This window comes from Neobacillus sp. GCM10023253, from assembly GCF_042653105.1.
GTDB classification, from domain to species: domain Bacteria; phylum Bacillota; class Bacilli; order Bacillales; family Cytobacillaceae; genus Neobacillus; species Neobacillus citreus.
This window is the reverse complement of the sequence record NZ_JBHSHV010000010.1, coordinates 36,909-56,030: the sequence shown is the minus strand read 5'-3', so window position 1 is coordinate 56,030 and position 19,122 is coordinate 36,909. Positions and strand designations below refer to the sequence as shown.

Sequence of the window (19,122 nt, the reverse complement as noted above, 5' to 3'; positions counted from 1 at the left end):
AAACTGTGGATTCACTGCCTTTTATATCACTTCTTAATCGTAGTTTTGCTTAAATGCTCTTCCCGAAATTTATCTAAACACTTTTTGCAGATACAATCTTTTCTTATACTTTCGGCAGGAACTAATTCAAGAATTTCGTTAGGAAATACCTCGGCATCACACCAGCAATTGCCATGTTCTCCCGCACCCGACATACATCCGTTAGCTTCACCGCAAATTGGGCAATATTTATTAGCCAATTTTAAACTCTCCTCCCTATATGTCTTTTATTTAATTTATATCATTTTGGTTTATGAAAATGTTATTTTAATTCTTTTTTTAATGATTCAATCGCCGTTAATACCTTTCGCCTGTTCTCTTCGTCATTCATATTGTTCCGGGCATGAAGCAGCACCGGTCTCACAGACTCAACGGAACGGCCAAACTCATACATCCATTCATAGCGGGGTACAAGCCAGGTATGAAAATGGTGGGTAGTGTCCTCGTTGTAAAAGTAATAAACATACTCAATACCAAGCGTATCTCTTTGGGCTTTTCTGATTTTTGTTAGTAGATTAATATAATCGAGTTTTTCTGCATCTGTCAGTTCATCAAAGCATTTAATATGCCTCTTCGATGCCAAGATAACTAAGCCTTCAATGGGATAGGCGACATCCTGATGGGCATGAAAATGTTCGGTTTCAATAATGACCCCGCCATCCGGATGAATCAGCCCGTTCGTTAAGGCACAGCTTAAGCATTCTACTTCTACTGTTTGACCATTTGAAAGAGTAATAGTTCGCATATCGGCTCCTTAGAAAAAGTAGTATCCAACCAATATTACACTAAACATGGAAAAAAGAATAGATTTTTCCAGCGGTGTGCCATCTAACATAAAGCGTGGGGAAGTTACTAACAAGTATTTTCTATTGATTTCCCACCTGCGAAAGAATGTATAATAGAGAAAAAAGCATTCACACGGGAGAGAACAATGAAACCGGCAAATAAACAGGATCAGCTTCTTTCCGAGCGCTTCGAGGTTGCCTTTAATCAGGTTCATAATGCGCTTCGGGATATTGTCCAGATTAATGATGAAAGATTTGTTGTTTTAGTGAAGGTAGGAGCAAAAAAGTATCAAGTCATAGAAACCTTTAAAAAGGATTTGGAGCAATATGCCAGACTTCGGAATGCGATTGTTCACGAAAAGATGGAGGTTGGCTTCTATATTGCAGAACCCAATGCTAAAGTGGTCCATCATATCGAAAAAATTGCTAATATCTTAAGCAGGCCGAATTACGCCCTTACGATTGCAACCAAGAACGTTGTTTTCTTTGATGAAAACGATAGTATTTTAAAGGTAACGGCTGCCATTAAACAGTATGGATATTCGAAGTTTCCGATTTATAAGAATCAAAAATGCATCGGCCTTTTGACCGCTGGTTCGATTATGAAATGGATGGCACAGCATATGGAAAGCGGCATCGTCAATCTGGCGGATGTTCGGATTGCAGATATTATGATGGTTGAAAAGAAACAGTCAATAGAGTTCATTTCAAAAGAAATTAATTTATTCCAGGTGGAAAACATTTTTGAAAAGGCTCATAAAAAGAAGAATAAATTAGAAGCAGTCGTGATCACGGAAAATGGAAATGCGGGTGAAAAGCCGCTTGGCATTATTACACCATGGGATTTAATTCAGATTGATTATACGGTTGATTAATAAAGGGTGCTCTAAAAAAGCACCCTTTTCCGATATTTTAAAAATCAAATTCGCTTAACTGGTCCATATGACTGGCAATCATCGCAATGATGGTGCTCGCCTCTTCTTTGCTAAAAATAAAATGCGATTCATCCTTGATTAACTCGTCCTCGGTTGTCCAAATTCGGTTTACCCGCTTCAGTACACCGTCACCGGTTTCCTGAACCACGCCAAACTGATAAGTTACTTCCACTTCATCCTCATGTTTGAAGGCTGTTACCTCTGGGGTGGACCATTCGACGTCAATTTCTTCAAAAATTTCATCCCGGTTTATTTGTGCGCCTTCAAAATACTCCTCGTCATCATCCGCCATTTCAAATTCATCTTCTTCACAATATTCATCATCTGATTGAAGATAAACCCCATCATCGGTAAAATGGTCCTCGCCGTTTATGTAATCATGGAGACTTTCATGTACCTCATCGACAATCTCCTCAATGTCTGAAAGAATGATTTTTGCAGTATGACCACTGTCAACATCGAAACTGTCAATATAAAATTCTTCGTTTTGCGGGTCAAAAAACAGCGTGCAAAAGTAATCTCGGTCCAGTTCCTCAGTATCAACATCTGCGGTCTCCACAAAAAACTCAACCCTAGGATGCTTGGCAGCTCTCTCAATCTTCATGTGGCCAGCTTGATCGTATTCTTCACAAATCGATTCAAGATGATCCTGTAATTCACTGCAAACTCGGTCAAACCATTCTAACGACATCAAACATCCCATCCCTTCAAGTTTAATCGAGGTTATTATGTCCGAGTTTCCAAAATATATTTCATGAAGGTAAAATGAGTACTAACGTAGAATTCTGGTAGAAGGAATTTTTTAATAGAAAGGTGATCTAGATGGCTAAGCCTCCAAGCGGAGAGCGTCTGCTTAAGTTGCGGGAAATTTTATTTAATGAAACAGATGAAACGAATGAGCTTTCAATGGGAGAAATCATTGAAAGACTTCGTCAGGAGTTTGGGACGGGTTTTGAATTTGAACAGCGTGCCATTCTTCGTGACGTCGAGGATTTAACTAACCAGCGTTTCGAAATATTTGTTACCAGGGGTGCTGCTGGGAAGAAATATTACAGTCATAAAAATAAGCGTTTCGAGCAGTACGAATTGAGACTTTTAATTAACGCTATCCTTTCAGCACGTTTTATTACAAAAAAAGAGGCAGAACAGTTGATTGAGAAGGTGAAGGGTCTGACCAGCAAGCATCTTGCAGCCAAGCTTCCGAATCCGACACATTATGAAAGTTCGATTCGCAGTACCTACCAGCAGCTGCGGTACGAAATTGACCAAATTCAAATTGCAATTAATGAAAATTTAAAAATTAAGTTTCAATATGGCAAATACGATATTGATAAAAATTTTGTCCTCCAGCGCAATGGTGAATTTTATGAGGTCAGCCCGCACGCACTCATTTGGAAAAATGATTATTACTATTTGATAGGGATCTTAAACGGTGAGGAGAAGTTCCGCCATTTCCGGGTAGACCGAATGCGGAATGTCCAATGCACGGAGGATTTTTTCCTTAAGGCTGATATCAATATCTCTGATTACATTAACAAATCCTTTAATATGTACGCTGGCAAAGAACAGTGGATTACACTGAAGTTTAAACAGTCCTTGGTGAATGTCATGATCGATTACTTTGGGCTTGGTGCCGATATGAAAAAAATTGATGAAGAATTTGGCTGGCTTAGGGTAAAAGCAAACAGAAGCGAGGGCCTTGTCCGCTGGCTCCTCAACTGGGGAAGTGATGTAAAGGTGCTTGAGCCTCGGGATTTAGTGGAAGAAATAAAAGCGGAAATTCAAAAAATGAATCAAACCTATGAATAGAGGCAGGCCATAATAAAGCTCGCCTCTTTTTTAGGTTTACCAAAAATGGTAAACCATTTGGAAGGAAATGTGAGATAATAAAATGTAACTAATTGTAAATTGATACAAGGAGATTTTTTTATGGAATCTTTAGTAAAAGAACTTAATGAAATTTGTATGAGAGATCCCTTTCGCGAGAAAATTGTCATTGTCGATTCTTATACAATTGGCGAACAAATAAACGAAGCCTTCATAAAAAAAGACTTCCAGGCGGTTAATCTTAAATATCGGACGGTTTTGGATCTGGCCAGGAGCCTAGTGGAACTGAATGCAGACCAGCCTGCGGAAATGCTTGACCAGACGGTGGGGGTACATTTTACGTATACACTGCTCAAAAGATTAAAGGAACAGGGGGCTCTCCATTATTTTTCAGGAATGGAGATTACCCCGTCCTTCAGCCAAGCCATTTTCTCGGCAATTCAAACATTGCGGCTCTCGGGTTATACCAAAGAGACTTTGAATTTGAACGTATTTGTGGCACCAGCCAAAGCCGAGGACATGGCTGAAATTCTTGCCGGATATGAAGAGCTTTTGCAAGCCAATACGTTCATCGACAGAGCTGCCCTGTTAACTAAAGCAATGGAATATGCCCTAATTGATGAAAAGAAATTGTTTATTCTGCAGTCTAATTTACAGTTGTCACAACTCGAAGAACATTTTCTTGAAAAAATTCTGCCAGAAAACACCGCTAAACTGCCACTGGCACCCGTTTTCGGCATCGATTTACCTGAGCGGACAAGCTTGAGTTCTGTTCGCTGGGGTGAGCCCTCACCACTTAGCTATCTTTATCAACAGGATAAGGCAGGCGGTAAGCCTGATTTGCATATTTTCACTGCCAAAACGGAAGAACTGGAATTGAAACAAATTCTGGAGCAGATCAAAAAGTCCAAATCTTCGCTTGATGAAAATGTCATCTACTATACGAGCGCTGATTCCTATGTTACCCTTTTTTATCATTTGTCCCAGCGAATAGACCTTCCGGTTACTTACGGGGAAGGGCTGCCGATTTCCTTCAGCCGTCCCGGCCGTCTGGTTTCAGGCCTGCTTGGGTGGATTCAGTCGAACTATAGTGTACAAGCATTTCTTGATTTATTAAATGAAGGGCTCCTCGAATTGGATGATGAGGCCCCGTCAAAAACAAGAATGGCCAGGATTTTAAGGGATTTACAGATTGGTTGGTCAGAGGAGAGGTATGGGGCATGTCTAGCTGCGGAAATTGAAAATTTAAACTCTGATAGCCCATACTATGAAACTCGATTAAAGGAATTTTCATGGTTAAAGCAGTGGTTCTCTTCCATTTTCAGAAAGCTGCCGGCCTTTGATTTAACAATCAACTATAAAAAATGCTTAACAGGTATTGCTCATATTTTAAAAAATTTCAGCAAAACCAGCTCAGGTTTAGATGAGATTAGTAAAACTGCATTGCTGGAGGAGATTGAAAAAATTATTCCATACGCAGACGAAGCCTTGCCTAAATATGACGTAATTGAAAAGGTGAAGGATTTGCTGCTGTCGATACGTGTTCAGCAATCAAGACCGAAACCGGGGCATCTACATGTAACCTCCTATAAAAATGGAACTTACAATAATCGCGCTAACGTGTTTTTTGTGGGTCTCGATAATAAAAAGTTTCCAGGTAATGCCGGTGAGGACCCGCTGCTCTTAGATTTGGAACGGAGAAAACTTAGCAGCAGCCTGCCACTGCGGAGCGAAAAGGGCCAGGTCAATTTATATACCTTATTGCAGGTAATGGCACAATCTGCTGGAACCGTAACAGTCAGCTATTGTCATTTTAATATCAATGATAACCGTGTCACGAATCCGGCATTTGTGGTGCTGCAATGTTACCGCCTTATGACTGGAGATCAAAATACAGACTTTAAAGCATTAAAATTACTTCCAACCTCCATCATTGCAGGCGATATTTTGGATGATAAAGATTACTGGAATGAAAAATTAGCCAGCAATCAGCCTGTCCGATTAACAGGTGGAATTCTTGGGTGTTTTTCAAATGTTAAGCAGGGGATAGCGGCGGAAATCAAGCGGAATTCAAGTGGATATTCGGAATTTGACGGCCTTGTACAGCTTGACGCGAATGAGGATGACCCGCTCCTTAATCAGAAGAAAACGATGAGCGCCGGAAAACTTGAAACGCTTGCCAAGTGTCCATATTCTTATTTCTTAAAAGAAGTGCTGCGCGTCAAACCAATTGAGGAAATTTCGTTTAATGCCAACAAATGGCTGGATCCTGCCTCAAGGGGAAGTCTCCTGCACAGCATCTTTGAAAATTTTTATAAGCAGTTAAAAAAGGAAAATGTGAAGCCTTCATATGCGCTTCATTTAGACAAGCTTATAGCGTTAGCAACTAGTTTAATTGAGCAGCAAAAGGAAATGCTGCCGCCGCCGAATGAACGCATTTTTTTAAGGGAAATGAATGATATTCTGGAATGCTGCAAAATTTTTCTTAAGGAAGAGGAGCGCCATAGCGAAGACTATGAGGCGATTGACTTTGAATATTCCTTTGGAATAGGCGGGAAAGAACCTGCAGTCATCAAGCTTCCTTTAGGAAATTTGAGGATTTCCGGTATCATTGACCGTGTGGATAAGTCAAGTGACGGAACCTACCACATTATTGACTACAAAACAGGAAGCACCTACGGATATAAGAAAAATGGCGCATTTAAAGGCGGCCGTCAGCTTCAGCATATGATTTATGCTTTGGCGATTGAGCAGCATCTTCAGCTTGGCGAGGGGGCCGTCGAAGAAAGCTCCTATTATTTCCCAACCGTAAAGGGGATGGCCGAGCGATTTACCAGGAAACAGGATGCCACCCTAAGAACCAATGGGTTAGATATTTTGGAAAAATTAATTGATGTAATTAAACATGGACATTTTGAAATGACGGATGACGTAGAGGATTGCAAGTACTGTGAATTTAAGCTTGTCTGCCGCCGCCATTTTTACAATCAAGATACCCTTGAAATGAAACAATCTAACCAGAAGTTAAAGGGGGTGCGGGCCTATGACTAAGGTGGTATTTGACCAAGCTGCCCGCGAAAAAATTAAGCATGAACTTGGAACGAATTTTTTGGTGGAAGCAGGCGCCGGTTCAGGGAAAACGACGAGCCTTGTGGACCGGATGGTCAACCTTATCTATACCGGAAGTGCTGCGATTCACCAGATTGTCGCCATTACCTTTACCAGGAAAGCTGCAGATGAGCTGAAGGTCCGCTTTCAAGCTAAATTAGAAGAGACTTGGAATAAGGAAACGGACCTTGATGCGGAATTCCGTTTGGGAGAGGCCTTGAAAAATATCGAACGCTGCTTTCTTGGCACTGTTCATTCCTTTTGCGCCAAGCTGCTAAGGGAGCGGCCAATTGAGGCAAAATTGGACTTAACCTTTAAGGAACTTGAGGAGTCGGATGATGCCGATGTTTTGGAGGAAGCATGGCAAAAGCATCTCCAAGATTTGATGGATTACGACTCCGGTCCGCTTGAAGAAATGGAACGATTAGGTATCTCAACGGATAACCTGTTTCCGTGGCTAAAGGATGTAAAGGAATATTCTGATGTAGAGTGGGTCTCAGAATCTGTACCGAAACCAGAGATGCTCGCGGACTACCAATCTTTTATGAATATCATTAGAGAAGCACGGAAAAGCGTACCGGAACAGGAGCCGGAAAAGGGCTATGATACCCTGCAAAAGACGATTTTGCTAGCCGTGCAAAGGGAAAGGTTTTTGGATTCTCCGAAGGAACCGGACATCATTGGTATTTTTAGCTTATTCGATAAGAATTTAAAGCCAACCTATAACCGCTGGCCGTCCAAGGAAGATGCCAAATTTTACGAAGAGAAAATTTCATCCGAATTCGCGGTGAAAATCAAGCCTCTAATTCAAGCCTGGAAGGAATATTGCCATCCTAAGATTATTGCCTTTCTCAAGGGTGCGGTTCAGACATACGAACAGCTAAAAAAAGAACGCTCCTTGTTAAATTTTCAGGACCTAATGATGCATACATCCAGGCTGCTGAAGGAAAACACTGAGGTCCGCAGTTATTTTCAAGGAAAGTACCGTTACCTGCTCGTCGATGAATTTCAGGATACCGATCCCCTGCAGGCAGAGATTATGTTCTATCTAACCGGTGAGGACCCGCATGAGAAAAACTGGACAAGCTGCAAACCAAAACCGGGCTCGCTTTTTGTCGTCGGGGACCCAAAGCAGGCCATCTATCGTTTCCGCCGGGCCGATATTGACACGTATAATCGAGTCAAACAATTAATTGAGGAGCATGGCGGGGAAGTGCTGCAGCTGACGACGAACTTTCGTACCTTAGATTCGGTGACAACCGAATTAAATACGGTTTTTGAACGTCATCTGCCAGAAGTGGAAACCAATTACCAAGCGGCATACCGTCCATTGATCTCTTATCACGTAGATTCGGGAAACGAATTTTCAGGCGTAAAGCGGTTGACCGTTCCGGCAGATTTTTCTAAGAAAGAGGAAGTCATCCATAAGGATGCCGAAAATATTGCGCTTTCGATTCGGAATCTTATCGAGCAAGGACATCGGGCACGGGATTTTATGGTGCTGACCAGATACAATGACGGGGTTGCTGTTTATGCGAAAGTTTTAGAGGAGTCCGGCATTCCTGTCAGTATCAGCGGCGAGGTTATTCTTGGTGAAACGAGAGAGTTTCAGGATCTATGGATTCTCTTAAAATCCTTCCTCGACCCAACGGATGAGGTAAGCTTTGTTGCCGTCCTCCGGGGGATTTTCTTTGGAATCAGTGATGATGAATTGTATCAATGGAAGCGGGCCAAAGGGCGGTTTTCACTGTATACGGATATTCCAGCAGATTTGTCTCCAGATGTTAAGGATAAATTTGAAACTGCCATTATGAAGCTGCTATCTTATCAAAAGATGATTCGCAATCTGCCGCCAACAGCTGCGATTGAAATAATTATCGAGGATGTCGGTTTCTACCCCTTGCTATTAATGAATGAACGTGGCAAACGAACCTATAAAAGCCTGCTGCAAATGCTTGAGGCCTTGAGAAAACAGGAGGCGGGAGGAAAGACAACCTATAAGCAGGTGATAGAAACCCTTACTGAAATGATTTTTGAAAAATCGGTTGTCGCCAATTTGGAAGAAGAAGCAGATGCCGTGCGCATCATGAATGTCCATAAGGCAAAGGGACTTGAGGCACCGATTGTCTTTTTAGCCCATCCTGCCAAGTCGGTTAGCCCAGAATCGTTTTTATCAAAGCACATTAAACGCGAGGACCTGATTTCAAAAGGGTACTTCATGTTTAATGTGGATAACGGCTACCAGTCCCGGGAGGCGGCGATTCCCAAGGAGTGGGAGATTCATAAAGCGGAGGAGCTAAAATACCTTACGGAGGAAGAGCTTCGGATCATTTATGTGGCCGCCACCCGTGCGGAGAAAGCTCTGATTATCAGCTCAAACGGGAATAACAAGAAAAACCCATGGAATATTCTGTTTGCGATGGAAGCGATCGAGGAACTCGAGGTTCCTGAAATAGATGTCTGGGACAATAGGACTGTACCAAAGGAAATCACCCTCAGTGAATTCCAAGCAAAAACTTCAAGTAAGCTTGCTTGGCTTGAACCAAGCAAAATGAAGTCCTACGATCATTGGACGCCAACAAAGGACAAGGATTATTCAGAACTGACGATTGAGCGAGAATCCGGCGGCGGCAAGGAATGGGGCACGGTTGTTCATGATGTTTTTGAAAAAGCGGTCCAGGGCCATGATGGTACGGATTATATTAAAATTGCGTTAACCAAACATGGATTGGCTGAAGAAAAAGAGACGGAAGTCACGGCCTATTTAGACCAATTTAAAAATTCCTCCCTTTGGGACGAGCTGCGGACGGCAGATGAGGTTCTTACGGAAGTGCCATTTACCTTTAAAGTGGTTAAAGGCCACCCGCTTTATTCACAGATTACCGAGGGTCCCAAGGACGAGCATCCTTTCTATGTAAAAGGGGTCATTGACCTAATTTATAAAAAGAATGACAAATGGACCATTGTCGATTATAAGACGGACCGGGCTGTCCGTGAGGAGGATTATGAGAAGCTTCGTGACTTTTATAGCAGCCAGCTCGCCTTTTATAAGGGAGCATGGGAGGAACTGACTAGAGAAGCGGTTGGCCAGCAATGTCTTTATTTCCTTGCACCGAATCGGATATTTTTCAAAAAATAGTATGATTCAAAGTAAAAAGCGGCCGCTTAAAAGACGGCCGCCTTTTTTGTGTATACTAGTTATTTAACTCAATCATTACTGGGTCAATAAGCCGTTCTCGAATTCTTCAATTCGGCTGCGGACTAGAGCCGGCACTGGCCGGGTTGTTTTTGTTTTAGCATCATAGCTGACGTAAATAATTTCGGCTAAAAGAATTGGGTCTGTTTCACCATCTCTAGTAATCATGCAGTTTAAGGTCAAACTTGTGTTACCGATCTTGGACATTTTACACCAAATGTTCAGCCAGTCATTCAATTCTGCTGACTTTTTAAACTCCAAAGTAGATTTTGCCAGAACAAAATCAAAATCGGCCTCTTCAAAGTCTAACTTCAATCCCTCATGGAAATATTCAGTAACAGCAACATCTATATAAGTCATATAGTGAGCGTTAAAAACAATCTTCTGACCGTCAATTTCAGAATAGCGGACCTTCAGGCGATGTGAAAAACGAAAATCATTAACCATTGTAAACCACCTTTTTTAAATTTTGATAAGGATGATTCCCTCAAATCTATTTATTCTGTTAATTCCTTTCATTTCCTTTTTTTGAAGGTCTTTTTATATATCAAATGATCGAGGAAATTCTAAATTAGGAATTTTTGCATAAATTGAAATAAGAATAATAGGATGTAGTAACCTAGCAAAATTGAATAGAGATTGGCATCGGTGCCTTAGATGAAGTGTCATACTGCCATCAGGGCACCCTTTTTGCTAATAGGGAGTGGAACTCATGAGGCTACAACGATTACCTGCCCAAGCCTTGGCAAGTCAGCTGATACCAAATGTTGATGAAGGGTTAAGAGAGGCATTGAAGGTTCCGGACCACGTCAAAAGCTTGGGGCTGGTTACCAGCACAAGTGATGATGTCGGCTATACTGCGATTGATGAGGCCACCAAAATGGCCGCGGTGGAAGTCGTCTATGCAAAGTCTTTTTATGCCGGGGCCGCACATGCTTCCGGTCCATTATCGGGAGAGTTTATTGGGATTTTAGGCGGGGCTACACCGTCTGAAGTAAAGAGCGGCTTGGAGGTCGCTGTAAGGATGATCAATGAGGGTCCGGCTTTTTATGCGGTGGACGAGGCTGGGAATCACGCTTACTATGCCCATACAATTTCTCGAACTGGTTCGTTTTTATCGAGTTTAGCCGGGATTGAAACGGGGGAGCCGCTCGCATATTTAATTGCTCCTCCTCTTGAGGCGATGGTGGGGCTGGACGCAGCGTTAAAGGCGGCAGACGTAAGGCTTTGTGTTTTTTATGGACCGCCGACAGAAACCAACTTTGGCGGGGGGCTTCTGACAGGAAGCCAATCCTCCTGTAAAGCAGCAGCGGAGGCCTTTGCGGACACGATTCAAAAAATAGCTCAGTCTCCCCATAAGATGTTTTAGGATAGATGGTAAAAAAAATGAAGGAGGTTCCAAAAATGGGACGAGAAACGTCGGCATTAGGAATGATTGAAACAAAGGGATTAGTGGGAGCAGTTGAGGCTGCGGATGCGATGGTGAAAGCCGCGGATGTTAGTCTGGTAGGGAAGGTTCAGGTAGGGGGCGGGCTTGTAACGGTATTGGTCCGCGGTGATGTTGGTGCTGTCAAGGCTGCTACAGATGCAGGGGCAGCCGCAGCGTCGAAGGTGGGAGAACTCATTTCCGTCCATGTAATACCAAGGCCGCACTCCGATATTGAACTGATCCTCCCGAAGCTGGAAGGGCAAAGCATAACGTAAATGGCGGTTGGGAGTGTTAAAAATGGATAAAGGGCAGCTGCAGAAATTGGTAGAACGGATTGCCCGTGAACTTATCGAACAAGAGACTCCTAGAATAAAAGTCCTGTTTGTATTTTGTGACAGCTCAGCGCACGAGCCCTTTGTTGACCAATTGATGGTTCTAAAAAAACATCCAATAGATTATGATTTCCTGTCGCTTGACGGTGAGACGTCAGGATGGCTTGGGGGCAGCTATATCCAAGCTACCGGGGCAGGGCAAGTAATAGCAGCGGACGAGTATGCCAAAGCACCGATTGAGCTGCCGAAGGATTATGATGCCATTGTCATCCCGGAAATCGACTTGGATAACGCCGCCCGTGTCTGCCAAGGATTAAAGGGTTCTGTGAAATCGGAAATCATCTTTGCGGCCCTCGTTCTTCAGAAACCGGTCATGGTTGGCGGTGATTCTTCTGGTATCAAGCGGGCCGATCGCCGGACCTTAAAAACACTGGATTTACCGCTCCCACTAAAGAAACGATTTGAGTCCTATAAACAGGAGCTCACCAACCTTGGTATTCGTTTTTTCAAGCAATCCTATATGCATAAAGAAATTATTAGTTTGTTTTTCCAAGAAAAAAAGGACCAACAATCCGGGGAGACCTTTATAGGAAAGGTGTTAACAGTGGAATGGCTTACTGGGAATCTGGGAATCTCGAAGACTTTGATGATCAGGCAAGGGACGATCCTGACGCCGCTGGCAAAGGATTTTCTGAAGGAAAAAGGGGTAAAAGTCATTGAAGAGGGGGCGGATGGATGATTCTTGGGAAGGTCATGGGCAGCATTTGGGCTACTCAAAAGGAGGATGGCATGAGCCAACTGAAGCTGCTGATCATTGAGCCCATCAACTGGAAAGGGGAGCCGGCAGGGGCTCCAATTATTGCTGCTGATCGAATTGGGGCCGGCCGCGGTGAGCGTGTAATTGTTTCACGTGGCAGTCCGGCAAGGACTATTTTTTCAAAAAATGCCCCGATCGATGCAGTGGTGGTTGGAATTGTCGATTCCCTCGAGGTAGGCGAAGGGGAAGAATAGCGTTTAAAGGTGTGAAGAATGGATGGAGAAAAAGCAGCGCGTCATTCAGGAATATGTACCGGGGAAGCAGCTGACATTGGCACACATTATAGCCAATCCTGATGAAGCCTTATATACGAAGCTTGGAATTGGTCAAGCGGGGGCGATTGGAATTTTGACATTGACACCAACAGAGACCGCCATAATTGCAGCTGATATTGCTACCAAAGCAGCAGATGTCGATATTGGGTATTTGGACCGCTTTACCGGATCGCTTGTCATCTGCGGAACGGTCTCTAATGTAGAAATGGCCATCCAAGCCATCAATCAATTCCTGAGCAGGCATTTGAAATTTGAACCAGCGGAGATCACTAAGTCATGAAAAAAGGGAAAGTGATGTTAATTGGTCCAGTTGGGTCAGGAAAATCTACGTTAACCAAACGACTGCTTGAGGACCCGACACCCGCTGTCAAAACACAGGCACTAAACTATATGGATTGGATCATTGACACACCTGGGGAGTATAGTGAAAATCCATTGTTTTACCGTTCTTTAATCGCGACAGCATTGGAAGCGCGGATTCTCCTAATCATTCAAGACGCAACTCGCCATGAGCAGTTCCTGCCGCCGAATTTTGCACAGGGATTTCCGTTGATTCCTATTGGTGTCATCACCAAAATAGACCATCCAAATGCGGATTTGGAAAAGGCTGAAAAACTGCTGAGGCAAGTTTTGTCAAATCATTCAATATATAAAATTTCGTCCATCACTCTTGAAGGAATACCGGATTTGAAGGCGGCCCTATTGAATCTTATTTGAATTTTTAGGAGCGGTACAGATAGCGGTCTGGAGGGGCTTTAGATTGAGCTTGGAAGCAATAAAGAGTGTCGGCATTGATATTGGCACAAGTACAACGAAATTGATTTTAAGCGAACTGACGTTAGGCAGGGTGTCGAGTCATTTTGCCCTGCCACACTTTGATATTATTGATCGAAAGGTCACCTATGTGAGTGAGATTATTTCCACTCCTTTGAAAAATGTAGATGAAATTGACTTGCTGACATTGGCGGGCTGGCTTGAACAGGAATATCGACGAATTGGACTGTCACTATCGGAGATCAAGTCGGGTGCGGTAATCATAACGGGGGAAACGGCGATTAAGAAAAATGCTGATGCTCTGCTGCATTATTTGGCGGAACGATCCGGGGACTTTGTGGTAGCGATAGCCGGAGCCAGCTTGGAAGGCGTATTGGCTGGACGGGGATCGGGTGCCTCTGAGTACTCAAAAAAGGTGAAGGGTATTGTCGCCAATATCGATATCGGCGGCGGTACTGCCAACGTTGCCCTTTTTAAGCAAGGAAAAGTGCTGGATACGATTACCTTTCATGTTGGCGGCCGGCTGGTCGAAATCGATTCTGCCGGTGAAGTCTTGGCGGTATCCCAGTCTTTACAGCCTTGGCTTTTTTCTAAAAACTACTTGCTGGAAAAGGGGATGCGGCTTACATTAAAGCAGATTTCTGACCTTTCTTCTGGTTTGTGCAAAGACATGCTGGACTGTTTAGTGGGGAAGATGCCTATAGGTACCGTTAAGGCGTTGGTTCACAGTGCTTCGTCGGAAACACTTCCGATGATTAATGATGTTATGATTTCTGGGGGGGTTGGGAGGCTGGCACTGGAAGGGCCTCCTCCGACATTGGGTGAGGCAGCGAAATATAACGACATCGGCCCGATTTTGGCTGCAGAACTGATGAAAGCTTTAAAAAACTATCCTTTTTCCGTAGTGGAGTCATCGCAAACTTCGAGGGCAACGGTCATCGGGGCAGGCATGCAGACAACGAAAATCAGCGGGGCGACGATATCGATTGCTCCTGAGCATCTGCCGCTAAGAAACATCCCAGTAGTTAAAATGAGCTATTCAGAAACGGCTCTGGAGCAGTATATTGAACGGCTTTTTTTTCAAGGAAAGGAATTGTTCCATGAAAATTCTAAAGTGCCGTTTGCGATTAGTTTAGCGGAAATGCCCTATTTGCCTTATTTAAAGCTAAAGGGGCTGGCGGAAGTACTCGGAAAGGTCTACGCACGGCTTTTTCCTAGGGCAACAGCTCTTGTTGTAGTCTGTGAAAATGATATGGCTAAAGCCCTGGGGCAGGCGCTGCGACTGCAGTTAGCGGCTGATATGGACGTGATTTGTATTGACCAGGTGGTGGTTGAGTACGGCGACTATATTGATATTGGCGAACCGTTGAATGATACAATGGTGCCCGTTGTTGTGAAGACGCTGGCGTTTTAGCTGGATGGCGAGTAAAATCTGGAAATCGACGAGTAAAATACCAAAGTTGACGAGTAAAATGGGGAAAGCAGCGAGTAAATTGGCCGAACTGACGAGTAAAATCGGAAAACAGGCGAGTAAATCCTCGTTAACCCCTTAAAAGAAAAAGAAACTGGGAGGTGAAGTGAAATTTGAAAACCAAAATTACTTTACTTAATAAAACATATCAATTTAATAGCTTAAAAGAAATTCTAGCGAAGGCGAATGAGGAAAAGTCGGGGGACCAATTGGCGGGTATCGCCGCCAACGACGCTCAGGAGCGGCTTGCAGCACGTCACCTCCTGGCTGATTTGACCCTGAGCGACATCCGCAATAACCCAGTGCTCCCACCTGAAGAGGACGAGGTTTCCCTCGTCATTGAAGAATCTATTAATGAAAAAATCTATCAATCTATCGCCAATTGGACTGTCAGCGACCTGCGTGAGATCCTGCTGGCTGAATCTACAACAAATCGGGAAATCAGCCGGATCCGCCGGGGACTGACGAGTGAGATGGTCGCTGCCGCAGCTAAAATCATGTCCAACCTGGATTTGATTCAGGCAACATCTAAAATCGAGGTTGTGACCCAGTGTAATTATCCGGTCGGCCATAAAGGCACGCTTGCTGGCAGGGCCCAGCCGAATCATCCCACTGACAGCATTCAAGGAATCAGGGCCTCTCTATATGAAGCGCTCAGTTATGGAATCGGTGATGCAGTTATCGGGATTAACCCAGTTATTGATTCAGCCGAAAGTGTAAAACAAATTTTACAAATGACTAAAGAGGAAATCGACCGCTTTCAAATCCCTACGCAAAATTGTGTGCTTGCACATGTCACGACCCAGATGCGGGCCATCAGAAATGGTGCGCCGTCTGATTTGCTTTTTCAAAGCCTGGCGGGAACGGAGGCAGGGAACACAGCGTTTGGCATCAGCGTCGGACTGTTGGATGAGGCGAATGATTTGATCCAAAAAGAGGGAACGGCAGCTGGGCCGAATTTGTGGTATTTTGAGACGGGACAGGGGTCGGAGCTTTCATCAGATGCACATCATGGCATTGACCAGGTAACGCTCGAAGCCCGCTGCTATGGGCTTGCAAAAAAATATAAGCCGTTTATCGTCAACACCGTAGTCGGTTTTATTGGGCCGGAATATCTCTACAACAGCAAACAGGTTATCAGGGCCGGGCTTGAGGATCATTTTATGGGGAAGCTGCAAGGAATTCCCATGGGTGTCGACGTTTGTTATACAAACCATATGAAAGCCGACCAGAATGATATGGAGAATCTCGCCGTCCTCCTTGGTTCGGCCGGTGTCAATTTCCTCATCGGCGTTCCGATGGCGGATGATTGCATGCTGAATTATCAATCGACCAGCTTCCATGACATTGCTTCTGTCAGAAGGGTGCTGGGCCTAAGACCTGCGCCATTTTTTGAAAAATGGCTTGAGAAGATGGGAATTATGGAGAGCGGAATATTAACCGAGCGGGCCGGTGATCCGACATTGTTTATGTAAGGAAAGGAGGGGGAGAGAGTGCAGGAGAATGAGATTGAATTTATTGTTCAAAAAGTAATGGAGGAACTTCAAAGGAACTTTCCCGCTGAAACTAAAGCAGAAGAAATTGCGAAAACCAATGAAGAAGGACTGATATTTACTGAGAACGACTGGAAGACCTCTATTCCGGCAGCTGTATATCAGGAGGGGGTATCTGATTTAATTGCCTCTACACCGGCTAGGATTGGCGTTTGGCGGACTGGAACCCGGCCGCTCACGAAAACGATGTTAAAGCTGCAGTTTGACCATGCGGCGGCAATTGATGCGGTCGGGGGCGAGGTCCTTGAAAAAACCCTGGCGGAATTTGATTTATTTACCGTTGAAACATGCTATGAAAACAAGGAAACGTATCTAAAAAGGCCTGATAAAGGGCGCATCTTAACCGATAATGCGGTTAGGGCCATTAAGGAAAAATGCAGCCATCACCCGCAGGTGCAAATTGTCGTCTCAGACGGACTAAGCGCTAGTGCTGTGGAAACCAATTTAATGGATGTTTATCCGGCCTTACTGGATTCTTTGAAAATCAATAACCTTTCCGCTGGAACCCCGTTTTTTGTTAAAGGGGGCAGGGTAGCTTGCATGGATCATATTGGCGAGATTCTTGAGCCGGAGGTGTTGGTCCTGTTAATCGGCGAACGGCCTGGGCTGGTCTCGGCTAGTTCGATGAGTGCCTATATGTGCTACCGGCCGCGAAAAGGAGTGGTTGAATCCGACCGAAATGTCATTTCGAATATTCACCCGCTTGGAACTCCGCCTGTCGAGGCTGGTGCTCATATTGGTACTGTCCTTAAGAAGATGCTTGAGCAAAAGGTGAGCGGAGTAAAGCTGGAATTATAGTGTTATTCTATCTTTCTATTGGGATTTTATAGTGAAAGGAGGGTGGGGGGATGGAGGTTGTAATCGGCTTTGCACTTGTAGTCATCACTTTAGTGGTCGGTACGGCCATTGGCATGCATGCGAATAAAAATGTAAGGGCCTTTAAAGAAGAAGAGCATGAAATCTTTGTTGGAAAGGATGACTAATAATCAGTCAGAAAGGGGTAGAACAAATGAAAAACAAAGACCAACAATTGTTGGAGGATAGGAAGCAGCTGAACCGCTATGGCTATGCCCAGGAATTACTGCGGGATATGGGCGGATTTTCCAACTTTGCGATTTCCTTTTCGATTATTTCCATCTTAACAGGGGCTGTTTCTCTCTATGGACATGGGTTAACGTACGGCGGCCCGGGTATGATGGGTTTTGGCTGGACGATTGTGGCCTTTTTCGTGATGCTGGTGGCCGCATCACTTGCCGAGCTGGCTTCTGCTATTCCCACTGCAGGTGCCCTGTATCACTGGGCCGCCGCCTTAAAGGGGGTTCGGATTGGCTGGTACACAGCCTGGATTAATTTAATCGGCCAAATTGGGATTGTGGCCGGAATCGACTACTCTTGCGCCTTATTTGCAGACCCGCTCCTAGCAACCGTTTTTGGATATACCTCTACCGATACCACCACTTTAATTGTCTTTGGCGTTATTCTCCTATTACACGGAATCCTCAATCACGTTGGGATTAAAATCGTCGCAAAATTAAACGACTTTTCAGCCTGGTACCATATGGTCGTTGTTGCTATTCTGGTTGTCAGCTTAGCATTTTTTACAAGAAACGGCCTACAGCCGGTTGATTACTTATTCCAGGTAGGGCAAACCTTCTCCGATAAGCCTTATGTTCTGGCCTTTTTAATCGGATTGTTACAGGCACAGTGGACCTTTACTGGTTATGATGCGTCTGCCCATACGATTGAAGAAACAGTCCACCCACGTGTTCGCGCTCCATGGGGCATTTACAACTCCGTTGCGTTTTCATTTGTGTTTGGATTTATCATGCTGGCATTTGTCACGCTTTCGATTCATGATGCGGCCGGTGCGGTGAAATCAGATAATGCTTTTATCTTTGTTATTAGTGAAGCTCTGGGCGGCACCTTTGGAGCAGTCGTGTTATGGCTAGTGACATTTGCAATGTTCTTCTGCGGCCTTTCGTCGATTACTTCCTTTTCGCGGATGATGTATGCTTTCTCAAGGGACAAAGGAATGCCGTTCAGCCGCCATTGGGCGGAAATCAGCCGGAAGTTCCGGACACCGGCAAAGGCGATTTGGCTGTCTGTGATTCTTTCGTTTGTGCTGGCGTTGATTGATTACATTACGAAGCTGGTGAATCCGGATGCAGGTTACTCCACCATCGCCTTCCTGACGGCAGTAAGTGTGGTTGGTTTGTATGTTGCCTATGGGATTCCCATCTATCTCAAGCTGCAGGCAGAGGCTAAGGGGATCTTTCAGCCAAAGCATTACGGCCCTTGGAGTCTTGGAAAGTGGAGCAAGCCGATCAATATTCTCAGCATCCTTTGGATTATCTTCATTTCTATCATGATGATCATTCCCCCTAACCAAATGGCTGCCTATGCCTTGGCGGGAATGTTTATCTTGTTAATTATTATGGATTTGACTTATTATAAAAAGCATTTCAAAGGCCCTCAGTCAGCACTCGAAAAATCAATTGATGAAATTAGAAGACTGGAAGACGAGTTTGAACATGGGAAACATTAATTAAAAAGAGGTCAGGACCTTTCAGACGTTGTGCCG

19 protein-coding genes are annotated in these 19,122 nt (G+C 44.2%); 15 read left to right on the top strand and 4 right to left on the bottom strand.

Annotated elements, in window-relative coordinates; translation table 11 throughout:
- Window positions 1-26: 26 nt before the first annotated feature.
- Both ACFPA1_RS13645 and ACFPA1_RS13640 read right to left on the bottom strand, forming a co-directional pair.
- Window positions 27-239, bottom strand: a complete 213-nt coding sequence (locus tag ACFPA1_RS13645; RefSeq protein ID WP_213148197.1) for a cysteine-rich CWC family protein — start codon at window positions 237-239, stop codon at window positions 27-29.
- A gap of 62 nt (window positions 240-301) precedes the next feature.
- Window positions 302-784, bottom strand: coding sequence for an HIT family protein (locus ACFPA1_RS13640; RefSeq protein WP_378583701.1), 483 nt, complete (start codon window positions 782-784; stop codon window positions 302-304).
- 186 nt (window positions 785-970) lie between these two features.
- Between ACFPA1_RS13640 and ACFPA1_RS13635 the strand changes: the two genes are divergently transcribed.
- A complete protein-coding gene (locus ACFPA1_RS13635; RefSeq protein WP_378583698.1) occupies window positions 971-1,699 on the top strand; it encodes a CBS domain-containing protein in 729 nt (242 codons plus the stop codon).
- A gap of 37 nt (window positions 1,700-1,736) precedes the next feature.
- On the opposite strand, the gene ACFPA1_RS13630 is transcribed toward ACFPA1_RS13635, so the two are convergent.
- Entirely contained in the window at window positions 1,737-2,450 is a 714-nt protein-coding gene (locus ACFPA1_RS13630) for a hypothetical protein (RefSeq protein ID WP_213148200.1), read from the bottom strand.
- 131 nt (window positions 2,451-2,581) lie between these two features.
- On the opposite strand from ACFPA1_RS13630, the gene ACFPA1_RS13625 reads away from it, so the two are divergent.
- The 3 genes from ACFPA1_RS13625 (at window position 2,582) to ACFPA1_RS13615 (ending at window position 9,833) form a co-directional block, all read left to right on the top strand.
- Complete coding sequence (locus tag ACFPA1_RS13625; RefSeq protein WP_378583695.1) at window positions 2,582-3,568, top strand: helix-turn-helix transcriptional regulator; 987 nt, start codon at window positions 2,582-2,584, stop codon at window positions 3,566-3,568.
- A gap of 120 nt (window positions 3,569-3,688) precedes the next feature.
- Window positions 3,689-6,637 carry a PD-(D/E)XK nuclease family protein gene (locus ACFPA1_RS13620; protein ID WP_378583693.1) on the top strand — a complete coding sequence of 983 codons (2,949 nt, stop codon included), beginning with the start codon at window positions 3,689-3,691 and terminating at the stop codon, window positions 6,635-6,637.
- Entirely contained in the window at window positions 6,630-9,833 is a 3,204-nt protein-coding gene (locus ACFPA1_RS13615; RefSeq protein ID WP_378583691.1) for a UvrD-helicase domain-containing protein, read from the top strand. The genes ACFPA1_RS13620 and ACFPA1_RS13615 overlap by 8 nt, the downstream gene beginning before the upstream one ends.
- 75 nt (window positions 9,834-9,908) lie before the next feature.
- Here ACFPA1_RS13615 and ACFPA1_RS13610 read toward each other — a convergent pair whose 3' ends face one another.
- Window positions 9,909-10,337, bottom strand: a complete 429-nt coding sequence (locus ACFPA1_RS13610) for an acyl-CoA thioesterase (protein WP_213148204.1) — start codon at window positions 10,335-10,337, stop codon at window positions 9,909-9,911.
- A gap of 265 nt (window positions 10,338-10,602) precedes the next feature.
- Here ACFPA1_RS13610 and eutL point away from each other — a divergent pair, with 265 nt between their 5' ends.
- The 11 genes from eutL (at window position 10,603) to ACFPA1_RS13555 (ending at window position 19,086) form a co-directional block, all read left to right on the top strand.
- Window positions 10,603-11,259: an ethanolamine utilization microcompartment protein EutL gene (eutL, locus tag ACFPA1_RS13605; RefSeq protein ID WP_213148205.1), complete on the top strand. Its 657-nt coding sequence runs from the start codon at window positions 10,603-10,605 to the stop codon at window positions 11,257-11,259.
- 35 nt (window positions 11,260-11,294) lie between these two features.
- Window positions 11,295-11,594 (top strand): BMC domain-containing protein, encoded by a 300-nt coding sequence (locus ACFPA1_RS13600; RefSeq protein ID WP_213148206.1) that lies wholly within the window; start codon window positions 11,295-11,297, stop codon window positions 11,592-11,594.
- A 22-nt stretch (window positions 11,595-11,616) separates the two neighbouring features.
- Window positions 11,617-12,390, top strand: coding sequence for a hypothetical protein (locus tag ACFPA1_RS13595; protein ID WP_213148207.1), 774 nt, complete (start codon window positions 11,617-11,619; stop codon window positions 12,388-12,390).
- Window positions 12,387-12,662, top strand: a complete 276-nt coding sequence (locus tag ACFPA1_RS13590; RefSeq protein ID WP_213148208.1) for a EutN/CcmL family microcompartment protein — start codon at window positions 12,387-12,389, stop codon at window positions 12,660-12,662. The genes ACFPA1_RS13595 and ACFPA1_RS13590 overlap by 4 nt, the downstream gene beginning before the upstream one ends.
- A 22-nt stretch (window positions 12,663-12,684) precedes the next feature.
- Window positions 12,685-13,023 (top strand): ethanolamine utilization microcompartment protein EutS, encoded by a 339-nt coding sequence (gene eutS, locus ACFPA1_RS13585; protein ID WP_213148209.1) that lies wholly within the window; start codon window positions 12,685-12,687, stop codon window positions 13,021-13,023.
- Window positions 13,020-13,460 carry a EutP/PduV family microcompartment system protein gene (locus ACFPA1_RS13580; protein WP_213148210.1) on the top strand — a complete coding sequence of 147 codons (441 nt, stop codon included), beginning with the start codon at window positions 13,020-13,022 and terminating at the stop codon, window positions 13,458-13,460. Before eutS ends, ACFPA1_RS13580 begins: the two co-directional genes overlap by 4 nt.
- 43 nt (window positions 13,461-13,503) lie before the next feature.
- The gene (locus ACFPA1_RS13575) at window positions 13,504-14,931 is read left to right on the top strand and encodes an ethanolamine ammonia-lyase reactivating factor EutA (protein ID WP_378583682.1); all 1,428 of its coding nucleotides are present in this window, start codon (window positions 13,504-13,506) and stop codon (window positions 14,929-14,931) included.
- Between the two features lie 170 nt (window positions 14,932-15,101).
- Entirely contained in the window at window positions 15,102-16,463 is a 1,362-nt protein-coding gene (locus tag ACFPA1_RS13570) for an ethanolamine ammonia-lyase subunit EutB (RefSeq protein ID WP_378583679.1), read from the top strand.
- 57 nt (window positions 16,464-16,520) lie between these two features.
- Window positions 16,521-17,339 carry an ethanolamine ammonia-lyase subunit EutC gene (gene eutC / locus ACFPA1_RS13565; RefSeq protein WP_378583714.1) on the top strand — a complete coding sequence of 273 codons (819 nt, stop codon included), beginning with the start codon at window positions 16,521-16,523 and terminating at the stop codon, window positions 17,337-17,339.
- 50 nt (window positions 17,340-17,389) lie between these two features.
- Window positions 17,390-17,524: a hypothetical protein gene (locus ACFPA1_RS13560; protein ID WP_277398268.1), complete on the top strand. Its 135-nt coding sequence runs from the start codon at window positions 17,390-17,392 to the stop codon at window positions 17,522-17,524.
- Between the two features lie 26 nt (window positions 17,525-17,550).
- Window positions 17,551-19,086 carry an amino acid permease gene (locus ACFPA1_RS13555; RefSeq protein WP_213148213.1) on the top strand — a complete coding sequence of 512 codons (1,536 nt, stop codon included), beginning with the start codon at window positions 17,551-17,553 and terminating at the stop codon, window positions 19,084-19,086.
- Window positions 19,087-19,122 lie beyond the last annotated feature (36 nt).